The organism is Tsukamurella sp. NPDC003166 (assembly GCF_040611135.1).
Classification (GTDB): domain Bacteria; phylum Actinomycetota; class Actinomycetes; order Mycobacteriales; family Mycobacteriaceae; genus Tsukamurella.
In genome coordinates, this window is the sequence record NZ_JBEXNL010000003.1 from 113,897 (window position 1) to 125,985 (window position 12,089).

Annotated in this window: 8 protein-coding genes; 3 read left to right on the top strand and 5 right to left on the bottom strand. The window is 72.6% G+C overall.

The genetic code is table 11. The annotated features are described in order from the left end of the window. Positions 1-23: 23 nt before the first annotated feature. Positions 24-905 (top strand): hypothetical protein, encoded by an 882-nt coding sequence (locus ABZX10_RS04805; RefSeq protein ID WP_355535085.1) that lies wholly within the window; start codon positions 24-26, stop codon positions 903-905. Here the strand turns inward: ABZX10_RS04805 and ABZX10_RS04810 are convergent. Genes ABZX10_RS04810 through ABZX10_RS04820 form a run of 3 tightly spaced genes read right to left on the bottom strand, consistent with a single transcriptional unit; the run spans position 877 to position 7,903 of the window. Beyond that, a complete protein-coding gene (locus ABZX10_RS04810) occupies positions 877-4,518 on the bottom strand; it encodes a murein biosynthesis integral membrane protein MurJ (RefSeq protein WP_355535087.1) in 3,642 nt (1,213 codons plus the stop codon). The two genes, ABZX10_RS04805 and ABZX10_RS04810, sit on opposite strands and share 29 nt — an antisense overlap. Beyond that, positions 4,515-6,998, bottom strand: coding sequence for a glycoprotein (locus tag ABZX10_RS04815; RefSeq protein WP_355535089.1), 2,484 nt, complete (start codon positions 6,996-6,998; stop codon positions 4,515-4,517). Before ABZX10_RS04815 ends, ABZX10_RS04810 begins: the two co-directional genes overlap by 4 nt. Next, positions 6,995-7,903 (bottom strand): NUDIX hydrolase, encoded by a 909-nt coding sequence (locus tag ABZX10_RS04820; protein ID WP_355535091.1) that lies wholly within the window; start codon positions 7,901-7,903, stop codon positions 6,995-6,997. Before ABZX10_RS04820 ends, ABZX10_RS04815 begins: the two co-directional genes overlap by 4 nt. Before the next feature lie 75 nt (positions 7,904-7,978). Between ABZX10_RS04820 and ABZX10_RS04825 the strand changes: the two genes are divergently transcribed. After that, the gene (locus ABZX10_RS04825; protein WP_355535093.1) at positions 7,979-9,439 is read left to right on the top strand and encodes a CCA tRNA nucleotidyltransferase; all 1,461 of its coding nucleotides are present in this window, start codon (positions 7,979-7,981) and stop codon (positions 9,437-9,439) included. A gap of 73 nt (positions 9,440-9,512) precedes the next feature. Here ABZX10_RS04825 and ABZX10_RS04830 read toward each other — a convergent pair whose 3' ends face one another. Further along, positions 9,513-10,058 carry a hypothetical protein gene (locus tag ABZX10_RS04830; protein WP_355535095.1) on the bottom strand — a complete coding sequence of 182 codons (546 nt, stop codon included), beginning with the start codon at positions 10,056-10,058 and terminating at the stop codon, positions 9,513-9,515. A 1-nt stretch (position 10,059) separates the two neighbouring features. Then, entirely contained in the window at positions 10,060-11,385 is a 1,326-nt protein-coding gene (locus ABZX10_RS04835; RefSeq protein ID WP_355535097.1) for an MFS transporter, read from the bottom strand. Positions 11,386-11,459: 74 nt separating this feature from the next. Here ABZX10_RS04835 and ABZX10_RS04840 point away from each other — a divergent pair, with 74 nt between their 5' ends. After that, on the top strand, positions 11,460-12,089 hold the full coding sequence (locus ABZX10_RS04840; protein WP_355535099.1) for a YqgE/AlgH family protein: 630 nt from the start codon (positions 11,460-11,462) through the stop codon (positions 12,087-12,089).

Sequence of the window (12,089 nt, forward strand, 5' to 3'; positions counted from 1 at the left end):
GCGTCGCGGACGAGAATGCGGTCATGTCCGATTCCGTCGATCCCCTCCGCGTCCTGCGCGCGCGGTGGTGCCTGCTCGCCGCGGCGCAGCCCGTCCTCGCCGCCGCGGGAGCGCCCCTCCCCTTCCGGGTCACGGTGAGCGCCGGAGACCGGGGGGTCGCCCGCTACGACGCGTCGTCGACCGCCGGCGCGACCCTGACCTGGTTCGGTCCCGACCGCGCGGTGCTCTCGTGCGGGGATCTCGGCTGGCGCGTCGCCGGTGCGCCGGGGCCCGAGGACCGGGTGACGGGCGCACCGTCGTGGCTGGAGCACGTGAGCGCGCTGGATCACCGGGTGAGCGCGCAGCACTACGGCTGGCTGGCCGTCTGGGACGGCGGGGTCTGGGCGGCGGAAGCGGCTCCCGAGCCGGGGGCGCCGCTGCCACCCGTCCAGGGCACGGCGGCGACGGCATTCGCCCTGGGCGCGCGCCTCGAGCGGGCGGGCGCGCTGTTCCACCTCGTCCGGATGTGCGAATACGAGTGGCTCGACGCCGCGGCGTGGTGGGCGGCGTGTGGCGGCCTCGCGTCCGAGCGTGTGATCGAGGAGTCCTGGACGCGGCTCGTCGACTACGGGGTCACTGCGCGGACGGGCGGCGGACCGGTGTTCGACGGGGTGCCGGGACGGACACCGTCGGAGGCGAAAGAGGTTGCGGCGGCCCACGCCCGGGAGCGCGGCCTGCAGATCCCCGACGATGTACGGGTGGAGGCCGCCATGCGGACGAGGGTCGGCTGGCAGGTGCGCTTCGTCGACTACCGGGACGCGGATTCCGCACGGCCACTGGTGATCTCGGTGCCGGACAGCGGCGCGGCGTGGATCGAGGGCGCGGCGACGGCGGGGCTCAGGAGCCCTGGAACTCGACCTGGTTGATCGTGGTGTACCAGTCGTTGCCGGACTCCTTGGTGAGCCCGGTGATCCACACGAGGACGTAGCGCGTGCGCGGCGCCACCGAGCTCACGTGGAAGTCGTTCGCGCCCTTGTGGAGTGAGCCGGACCAGACCACGGAGGTCTCGTCGAGGGTCTTCACCGAGTCCTTGGTGGCGGTGCGCACCTCAACCGTGCTGCCCTGACTGGGCGAGGTGATCGTGCCGCGGGTCAAGGACACGGCCTTGTCGAGCGTGACGATGAAGCCGACGCCCTTCTTGAGGTTCCCGAACGCGGGACCGGCCTTGTAGGTATCGGTCTTCCACGCCGGGGACTTCCCCGTGAGCACGTTGCTCAGATTCGCCGCGGAGTCCTTGGCGGAGGCGAAATCGACCAGTGAGACACCGGTGCCCTTCACCGGAGCACCCACCCCGGGCGCCGGCGCGGGCGCCGCCGCCGCGGACGAGGCGGTGTTGGACGGGTAGAGCGAGCCGACGCCGGACTGGGTGTCCTTGCCGCTCGTCAGATTGCTGATCAGCAGCGTCAGGCCGATGATCACCAGCAGCGCGACCGCGCACGCGGCGATCACCAACAGCGGCACGTTCTTCTTGCCGCCGCCGACCCGGCTCAGGAACGACTGCTTGGACTGGATCCGCTTGGCGGGCGTGGGGCGGTCCTCGAGGGAGGGGACCGCGCGGGGGGCCTCCCGCGGTGCCTCGCGCTGCACCTCTTCGCGCACCGGCGCGAGCAGGTCGGTCTTCACGTCGACCACGGACGCCTGGTCCAGCAGCTGTTGCACGGTGGCCGCGGTGCGGATGCCCTGGCCGCCCTCGAGCGTGCGGGTGGCGACCGCCGAGATCTCGAACGGGATATCGGCTTTGGCGTCGCGCGGCTCCACGGGGCTGCCGTTCGCGTCGGCGTCGGCCTGCCGGATCCCGGCGATGGTGCCGGTGCCGGTGGTCACGGTGCGGCCCGTGGCGTCGTCGAGCGGCCAGCGCTCGAGCAGCAGCGCGTAGAGCACCGCGCCCAGCCCACGGACGTCGGACTCCTTCGACGCATCGGCCAGCGTGCCGGGGAACGCGAGGAAGGCGTGCCCGTCCTGCGAGATGCGCACGCGGTCGGGATGGTCGATCGACAGGGCCGCGCCGGCGCGGTGCGCGCCCTCGGCGGCCCCGGCGAGCGCACGGACTGCTTTCGCCGCGCCGATCGCCGACGGGTGCGTGCCGGCCACGTCGGCCAGGGAGCTGCTGGGGATCCACTCGGCCACCACGATGCCGCCCGAGCTGCCGCGCACCACGTCGAGCACCCGGGCCAGGCCGTTCGAGTGGACGCGACCCAGGCGCAGCGTGCGCGAGAGGATCGACTGCGGGCCCTCGCCGCGCAGGCTGATCTGGGCGCCGCGCTCGGGCGCCGGTGCGCGCTGCTCCGAATCGACGAAGGTCAGTGCCACATCACGGTCGAGGTTGATGTCGCGCGCCTGCCAGAACTGCAGGCCGCGGATGCCGCCGTAGTGCTCGATGAGCCGGTAGCGGCCGCCCGCCACGACGGCGCCCGGGATGAGCTCCGGGCCGCGGGGGGTGTCGTCGGCCTCGTCGACCGGGGCCGGCACGCCGGGCTGCACGGACGGCAGTCGCATCTGACCGGTGCCCGGTGCATCGTGCCCGGAAGTACCTGGGGAGTCGTCCTCGGTCACTGCGAATGCTCCTCTTCTGCGGTACCTGAGGCCCGTGGTCGGTTGTTCGGCGCTCGCCCGCGAGCGTCGGGGAACATGGCTTTGACCAGCATACGGGAGGCCGATGTCGTCGGCGATCCGCGGCAGCTGGGCGGTGATCTCCTCGCGGCGCAGGCTCGCGTAGGCCTCGAGCTCGTCGAGTCGCATCTCCCGGGTATCGGGGGCGCGGGAGGCCTCGCGCGCCGGTTCCGACGGTGCGCTCGGCCGCAGGGCCGGGACGAACCTGCCCGCGATGCGCCGCAGGGGTGCCAGGATCGCCAGCACGTCCGGTACCCGCCACAGGGCGAGTAGCGCATAGATCAATGTCAGGCAGAGTACGCCTGCGATTGCAAGGTACACGAAAGCGCCCACCGGCCCGCTCCGGTCGATCGCCTTCAGCACACCGAGCTGCATGACGGCGTAGATCGTGACGACGACCAGCACGGAGACCGTGATGGTCTGGATCAGCGTGCGGGTGACGTTCGTCAGGTGCAACGGGCCCAGGGTCCGGCGCAGGAGGTACCAACCCATGATCGCGCCGGCCGTGTAGGCCAGGCCGCGGGCGGTACCGACGAACTCGACGATCCGATGCTCGTCGTCCACGACGTACGGCACCAGGTACGAGAGCCCGATCTGAGCGGCCACGATGACGATGACGATGCCGGTCGGGACCCAGGCGCGTTCCTGGGCGTAGAAGACCCGCAGGTGAATGAGCACCATCGCGTACGGGATCAGCACGAACGCCGAGAACGAGATCGCGGTGCCCAGGAAGTTCGCGTCGTCCTGGGAGAACTGCCCGAAGTTGAAGAGTGCGCGGCCGATGGACGGGCCGAACACCGTCAGGAAGGCCACGATCGGTACGAGCGCGACCATGGTGATCCGGGTGGCCACCGAAAGGTCGTCGAGGACGGCGTTGCGGTTGCCCTCGGCGGCGTTGCGGGACAGCCGCGGCATCACGGCGGTCAGCAGGGCCACGCCGATCACGCCGTACGGCAGCTGCAGAACCATCCACGCGTACTGGTAGATCGCGGGCCCACCGTCGGAGGCGTGCGAGAGGATGGGCGTGACCGCGTACCAGCCGGCCAGCGAGATGAAGACATAGGCGACGATCGCGACGCCCATCGACCCGAAGTGCTTGAGCCGGTCGTCGATGCCCCAGCGCAGGCGCAGCTTGATCCCGGAGCGGCGCATCGCCGGGATCTGGATCAGCGCCTGCAGCACCACGCCCAGGGTGCTGCCGATGCCCAGCACCAGCAGCTTCGGCTGGCCCATCGCGGTCGGGTTCAGCGTCAGCTCGCCCGGCATCAGGTAGAAGGCCACGAGCGTGGCGATCTGCACCGTGTTGCAGGCCACCGGCGCCCACGCGCCCGGCTTGAACTCGTCCCGCGTGTTGAGCATCGCGGTGAACAGGGCGGAGAGGCCGAAGAAGACCAGCTGCGGCAGGAACATGATCACGAGGGCGTGGGTGAGGCCCTCGTCGACCTTGGATCCGCCGACCAGCAGCCCGACCAGCACCGGGGACAGCGCCAACGACACGACGAGCGCGATGCCGAGGATGGTCAGGGAGAGCGTGAACAGGCGCTCGAAGAAGGCCTGGCCCCGATCCCTGTCCTCCATCTCCGCGCGCACCAGCACGGGGATCACCAGCGCGGTCAACACCTGGCCCAGCACCAGCTCGGAGACCTGCTGCGGCATCTGGTTGGCGATGCTGAACGCCGAGGCGACGGCCGGCCCCAGGATCGCCGCGAGGAGGACGGTGCGCAGGAAGCCGGTGACCCGCGAGGTCAGCGTTGCGACCGCGACCGACCCCGTGGACCGCAGCAGACTCGCTGTACCGCCGCCGTCGCTCTGCCCGCCCGCGGCGGGTCGGCTGCTCGGCGGGATGTGCCGGGGCTCGGCGCGGCTCATGTGTCCTTCGGTTCGGGGTGCTCGTGCGGATGCTGATTCGACGAGGTCGGTCGATGTGCAGCGTAGCTGTTCGCGATGAGCTTCTCGTGCTCGTCCACGGTGGGACGGTCCGCATCGGCGGGGTCCGGGCGGCCGCGGAACCGGCGCCACAGGCGCCGCCCGGCCAGCAGGACCAGCAGGATCCCGACGCCGCAGGTGATCCAGAACAGCGACTTGCCGTACGCATTGGAGTGCACCGAGATGGAGATCGGGCTGCCCAGCGGCATGTCGCTACTCGTGCGCAGGGTCATCTGCACGGAGATCTGTCGCGAGTAGTCGACGGTGGTCGGCAGTTCGATCTGCCGGGTCCCGCGGGCCGGCAGTTCCTGCACCTCCGACGCGTCGATGGTGACGCCCTCGGGCGCGGACCAGTGGATCACCGTCCGGATCGGCAGCGGCAGGTCGTTCCGCGCGACGATGAGCAGCGGGGATTTGTCGGAGGCCAGGGTGTACGCCCCGCCCGGGCTCACGAAGCGCACCGAGCTCAGCTGCGCGGCGATGGAGGCACGCGCGGCCGTCAACCGGAGGGAGGCGTCACCGTCGACCGCGGGACGCGACGGGGCCCACCGGAGCGCGCGCACGGCGTCCTCCCGCAGCGGCGAGGTGTAGACGAGGGGGGTGAGCGGCGTCTTGGGCAGCGGGAGGAGGGCCGCGCCGAGTTGATCGACCTGGCGCACGTGGGCGGCGGCCGCGCCGACGATCGAGTCCGGGACCCGGGACGCGGCGGTTCCGGCCGGCTGCCGCAGCTGCCACGGATCCGCGCTGCGGGCCGGGTCTCGTCCGGCGGACTGCGCGGAGGCGACCACGTCGCGGAAGGTCCGCGGCCCTGCGAGACCCGCCTCGAACTGCGCCGACAGCGCGTCGAGCACCGCGCGGGCGTCGGCGGGGCCCGCCGCCCAGACCTGGGGCGGCATGATCAGGGCGGAGCGGCCGGTGACCTGGGCGATCGGGTCCGGGGTGGTGGTTGCGGCCCACCCGTTCGGCGGGGCGTAGCGCTGCGTCGGGTCCAGTGCCGTGGCCGAGAGGGCGCCCACCGCGGCCTGCCGCCGCATCGTCGCCGACTCCTCGTCCAGGGCGAAGGTCGACGCGGTGGGCACGGTCCCCGTCGGGCCCGGTGCGACGCCGTGCTCGGCGCCGTCGGGAAGCCCGCCCATCGCCGCCAGCGCCGCGGAGACGTTCGGGTCGAACACGGCCGCGCCGATGCCCTGCCCCACCGCCACGATGCCCGACGGTGTGCCCCGGCTCCGGGCGGGAGCGCCCACCGCGGTCGCGGCGAGCACGGTGGCCGAGACGTCCGAGGCCCGGAGCTGCCGCGCACCGTCGGACAGGAGCAGGCCGGAGGTCGGGATCGCGACGCCCCGTACCGACTGCACTCCGAGGATGGAGTCGATGACGTCCGAGGGCGTGTCGAGTGCCGCGCGCTGCAGCGAGGGCTCGGCGGAGCGGCCCAGCGCCTCGAGGTCGATCTGGCCGAAGGGCAGCGCCACCACGCAGGTGTCGGCCGCGACGCGTCTGAGCTTGTCGAGCCACGCGCTCGCCCGGTCGCTACCGGTGCCGGCCGTGGTCGGCCCACGCGGGTCCGCGGGGTTGCGCGAGACGCGGTACGCGCCGGTCATGGCCTGCACTGTCACGAGGAGGTCGGGGTCGATCGCGAGGCACGCCGCGGCGCGCAGGGCGGTGTGTCGCGGGTCGGGTCCGCGGGTGGCCTCCTCGTACGCGGTGAGCAGGCCGTCGAGCCGGCCGCCGGGCGCGAGCGAACCGGCGAGAGCGTCGTCGACGAGGCGCACCGCGGAGTCGCCGCCGCCGGGGATGCCGCCCGCGAGCTTCGGATTGTCGGCCAGCGGCCACAGGAGCGTGACCTGCGACGGTGCGGTCGTCACGGGCCGCTCGACGGTGCCCGGCGTGTCGGTGCCGCCGTCGGGCAGGGCGTACACGGGCAGCAGCGTCCGGGAGTCGTCGAGCCGGGCGACGCCGCCGTACGCGGGCTTGCCGTTGAGATTGAGCAGGATCGGGTACACGCCCGGGCGGTCGATGCCGAGCGTCGGGCCGCGCGTCGTGGTGGTCGGGCGCACCGGGATGCTCACGCTGAACGTGGTCTTCTCCCCCGGCTTGAGCACCTTCGACACGGGTTCGAAGCGGCCCAGCGTGTCGTAGGCGTTGTTGTCGGCGACCAGGTCCGAGCGCACCTGCGCCGAGGTCGAGACCGCGGGCGCGCGCTGGATCCGCAGGTCGAGGTCGCTCACGTCCCGGTCGCCGAAGTTGGTGACGCTGCCGCGCACCACGACCTCGTTCGGGGAGCTCTCGGTGACCCGCGAGGTGATCTCGTCGACGGTGATCCGCACGAACTGCGCGTCCGGGAGACCGGCCCCGCTGAGGGCGGGCACACCGGTCAGGGCGACCAGGAGCGTCAGCACGCACAGGAGGCGGGCCGACCGGGTCACGTCTGACCGCTCCCGCCGCTCCCGCCACTGCGCCGGCCCCGCGAGCGCCGGCCGCCGCGCCGCCTGCGCGGCTTGGGCGGGTCGTTGCGGACCGCGTTGCGCTCGGCCGCCGCCTTCTCGTACGCCGACGGTTCGCTCCGGGGCTCGGCGGCCATGCGGGCCGCGAGCTCCGACGGATCCGCCGTGAGGTCCTCGATCACGGTGCGCGCCGTGGCGACGAGTTTGCGCTCGTCGGAGTAGGTGAGCCGGGTCGCGAGCTCCGCGAGCGGCACCCACGCCACCTCCGAGACCTCGTAGTCCTCGGCCGACAGGTCCCCGCTCTGCCAGGACAGCAGGAAGTGGTGCACGGTCTTGTGCACGCGGCGCCCCTCGACGGCGAACCAGTAGTCGATCTTGCCGATCGGTGCGAGGACCGAGCCCGTCAGGCCCGTCTCCTCCGCGATCTCCCGGATCGCGGTGAGCTCGGCGGTCTCCCCCGTCTCGATGTGGCCCTTGGGCAGCGACCACAGGGTGCGGCCGCGGCGGTCGACGCGGCCGATGAGCGCGGCCCGCAGCTCGTCGTCACCGTCGAGCCCCGCGACCACGAGCCCGCCCGCCGAGGTCTCGCGGACCGTCCGGATGCGCGGGTCGGGCCGCCCCCGCCCCGGTGCCGGGCGCTTCGACGTGGGCGTCGGGCCGCCCTGCTTGCGGGTGGGCTTGGCCGGCCGTACCTGGTCCGACGGTGCCGCCTCGGGCTCCGGCGCGACCTTCTGGTCGGTGACGGCCGACAGCTGCGCCCGGCCCCGCCCACGGCCGCCACGCCGCCGCCTGCGCCGGGGCCGGGAGGCCGCTCCTCCCGCGGAGTCGCCGGCGGAACCCTGGCGCTGGGGGCGCCCGGGGTTGTCGGCGGATTCGGCGGAGGTCACCCCCCCGATGCTACTGGCCGGTCGGTCCCGGATACGCCACCGTCGTGTTTTCGACCGCCGGTAGACTGGCGTGTCGTGACCGAGACCCCGGAGCAGGCGCGCGCGGAGCGGCGTACCCGACTATTGGCGGCCGCGCACATCTCGCTGCGCGAATTGGCCGACGTGCTGGTGCCACTCGGCGCCCGGTTCGCCGACGCGGGTCACGAGCTGTACCTGGTGGGCGGCTCCGTCCGCGACGCGTTACTCGGCCGGCTGACCAGCGACCTCGACTTCACCACGGACGCCCGGCCCGAGCAGGTCCAGGACCTGCTGCGTGGCTGGGCGGACGCGATGTGGGACACCGGGATCGAGTTCGGCACCGTCAGCGCCGCCTTCCACGACCAGCAGATCGAGATCACCACCTACCGCGCCGAGGCCTACGACCGGGTCACCCGTAACCCCGTGGTCCGGTTCGGCGAGAACCTGCACGATGACCTGGTGCGCCGGGACTTCACGATCAATGCGATGGCCGTGCGCATCGGCCGCGGTGGCGCCGAGGACTTCCACGACCCGCTGGACGGTCTGGACGACCTGCTCGCCGGCGTCATCGACACGCCGGCCACGCCGGAGGAGTCCTTCTCCGACGATCCCCTGCGCATGCTCCGCGCGGCGCGGTTCGTCTCCCAGCTGGGCTTCGCCGTGGCGCCGCGGGTGCAGGCGGCGATGGCCGGCATGGCGCCGGAGATCGACCGGATCACCGCCGAGCGGGTCCGGGCCGAGCTGGACAAGCTGATCCTGGGCCAGCACCCCGTCGACGGCATCGTGCTGCTGGTCGACACCGAGCTCGCGCAGCGCGTGATCCCCGAGATCCCCGGCATGAAGCTCGCGATCGACGAGCACCACCAGCACAAGGACGTCTTCTGGCACTCGATGACGGTGCTGCAGCAGGCCATCGACCTCGAGGAGTCGGATCCCGATCTGATTCTGCGCTGGGCCGCGCTGCTGCACGACATCGGCAAGCCCGACACCCGCCGGCACGAGCCGAACGGTGGCGTCTCCTTCCACCACCACGAGGTGGTCGGCGCCAAGATGGTGCGCAAGCGGATGCGGGCGCTGGCCTACCCGAAGGCCGTCACCGAGGACGTTGCGCACCTGGTGTTCCTGCACCTGCGGTTCCACGGCTACGGCGACGGGCAGTGGACCGATTCCGCCGTGCGGCGTTACGTGACCGATGCCGGCCCCCTGCTCCCCCGCCTGCACAAGCTGGTCCGCGCCGACTGCACCACCCGCAACAAGCGGCGTGCCGCGCGGCTGCAGGCCACCTATGACGGGCTCGAGCGCCGCATCGAGGATCTCGCCGCCCGGGAGGATCTCGCGCGGGTGCGGCCGGACCTCGACGGCAACGCGATCATGGAGCTGCTGGGCCTGCCGCCCGGCCCCGAGGTCGGCGCGGCGTGGAAGTTCCTCAAGGAACTGCGCCTCGACCGCGGTCCGCTCGACCGCGACGAGGCCGAGGCCGAGTTGACGAAGTGGTGGGCGGAGCGGCAGGGCTCCTAACGGGGCTCGGTACAGGGCGTGCGCGGTCCCGGGATCGCGGCGATCCGCGTTCCGCAGGAAACCAAGGATCTGATCAGCGTTGCCGTAGATCGGTCGCCCCGTCGACGGTGCCGTCCCCGTCGGTGTCGAACAACAGGACGTCCGGCGCACCGTCGGCGTCCGTGTCGACCACGGCCTGCCGGGGCGGTTGCCCGGGCTCGGCGGGGACGGGTGTGACCGGAGGGCTCGCTTCCGGTTTCGACGGCGGGGCCCCGACACCGGTGACTCCCGGGATCGGGCAGGTCGACGGTGCCCGTGGGGCGGTCCCGGCGGTGACGCCGGTTCCCGGGGACGAGGGCGGCGCGGCCGTGGCGGGCGTCGCCGACGTGTCGGCGGGAGCGGGCTGTGACCAGGTACCGGACCCGTCGTCGCCATAGCGGGTCTCACGGACGCCGTCGTCATCGAGGTCGAGCGCGGCGACATCGGCCCGGCCGTCCCCGTCGAGGTCGAGCATCGCGTCGTCCACGCGACCGTCACCGTCGAAATCGAGCAGGACCGCGCCCTGTGCGGCGGGCGAGATCCACCGGGTCACGTGCCCTTCGCCGTCGCCGAACCAGTACTCGATCGAAAAGTCCCCCATATCAATTGGACGCGCGAGCGGCCTCCGCGGTTCCCGTGCGGCGGTAGAGCAGCACCACGACGACCACGGCGACGGCGTAGAGGACCGCACCGGCGGCGGCGAGCGGCCGGGAGGCACCGTCGAGCGGGACGACGGCGGCGGCGACCGCGACCGCGCCCACGAAGGTCACGTTGAAGAGGGCGTCCTGGAAGGCGAAGACCTGCCCGCGGCGTTCGTCGGGAACGTCGAGCTGCATGGCCGCATCGCCGGACAGTTTGACCACCTGCCCCGCGAGCCCGAGCACGGCTGCGGCGAGCACCAGGACGACGAAGTTCAGCGACAGCACGGCGACCTGGGTGAGGCACGCGGCGATCAGCGCCCCGACCACGGTGTTCCGCCGGCCCCACCGCGCCACGGAGAACGGCGTCAGTACCGCGGCGACGAACATGCCCACCGCCGTGGCGCCGGCGACGGATCCGAAGCCCGCCAGTCCCAGCGTGCCGTCGGCGAAGCGGTGCCGGGTCAACAGGAGCAGCATCAGGGTGTTGAATCCGAACACCACACGGTGTGCGCCGATGCCGCTGAGGGCCGCCGTCACCGACGGTGCCCGCCACGCCGCCCGGGCGCCGTGGGCGAGGCCGGCGGCGACATCCCGGAGGGCGGTCGGCGACCGCTCGGCGGCGGGGATGTCGTGATCGGGTCCGAGGACGCCCCGCGGGAACCGGGTGGACAGTATCGCCCCGAGCACGGTGACCAGCGCCGCGCAGGCGAGCACCCCGCCGCTCCCGGCGTCGTCGGACCCGAACAGCGCGCGCAGCCCGACCGCCGTGCTCGCGCCGAGGGCGGTGGCGCCCGCGCCCAGGGTGGTGGTCACGGAGTTCATCGCGACGAGCTGCGGCCGGTCGACCACGTGCGGCAGCGCCGCCGAGAGGCCGGACGCCACGAACCGGCCGGCGCCGCCCACGGCGAGCGCGACGATGAAGATCGCGGTCTCCCCCGCTCCGGATGCGAGTACGGCCGCGCACGTGACGATGAGCAGCGCGCGGACCAGGTTGGCCACGATGAACACGCGCCGCCGGTCCCACCGGTCCAGCAGCGCGCCCGCGAAGGGGCCGATCGCCGAGTACGGCAGCAGCAGGACGGCGAGGCCGGTCGCGATCGCGGCGGGCGAGGCGTTGCGCTGCGGATTGAAGACGATGGCGGTACCGAGCGCGGCCTGGAACAGGCCCTCGGCGTACTGGCTCAGGAGGCGGACGCCCAGGAGTCGCAGCAGGTCGGGCAGGTCACGGAAGGTCCGCCACGCGGGTTTCGGCGCGGCCGCTGGGGCGTCCGGGCCGCTGGTGGTCACGGACTACAGCCTATCGAGGTGGGGCCTTCCCCGTCGGCGGACCCCATTGCTGTTCCGCGTGCCATGATGGGGGTGTGGGTCCCGATCGTTCGAATGAGTCCGCTCCCCGGGACGCGTCCTCCGGTGAACCGGCGGGCGCGGGTTTCGACGTGTCGTCCGGCACGCTCCTGGTGGCCTCGCCCGAGCTGATCGAGCCCACCTTCTCCCGCACGGTGGTGTATCTCATCGAGCACAACGAGTCGGGCAGCCTGGGGGTGGTCCTCAACCGCCCGAGCGAGTCCGCGGTGCACGGCGTCCTCCCCCAGTGGCACGACCTCGCGGCCAAGCCGAAGGCCGTGTTCGTCGGCGGTCCCGTCAATCAATCGGCGGCCCTGTGCCTGGGTGTCGTGAAGGCGGGCGTCGACGTCAGCGGTATTCGCGGATTGCAGCCGGTGTCCGGACGGGTCGTGCTGGTGGACCTGGACTCGGACGTCGAGATGATGGACGAGCTGCTCGACGGTGTGCGCGTGTTCGCCGGCTACAGCGGCTGGGGCATGGGCCAGCTCGACGACGAGCTCGACCGCGACGACTGGATCCCCTGCGGTTCGCTGCACACCGACGTTCTGGTGCCCGCGCGGGTGGATCTGTGGGGCAAGGTCCTGCGCCGCCAGGGCTTCCCCACGTCCCTGCTGGCGACCCATCCGGTGGACGTCTCCGTCAACTGA

Excerpts from the sequence above, each read along its gene's own strand:
- ABZX10_RS04805 (WP_355535085.1), top strand. The coding sequence starts at position 24 with ATGTCCGATTCCGTCGATCCCCTCCGCGTCCTGCGCGCGCGGTGGTGC.
- ABZX10_RS04810 (WP_355535087.1), bottom strand. The coding sequence starts at position 4,518 with ATGAGCCGCGCCGAGCCCCGGCACATCCCGCCGAGCAGCCGACCCGCC.
- ABZX10_RS04830 (WP_355535095.1), bottom strand. The coding sequence starts at position 10,058 with ATGGGGGACTTTTCGATCGAGTACTGGTTCGGCGACGGCGAAGGGCAC.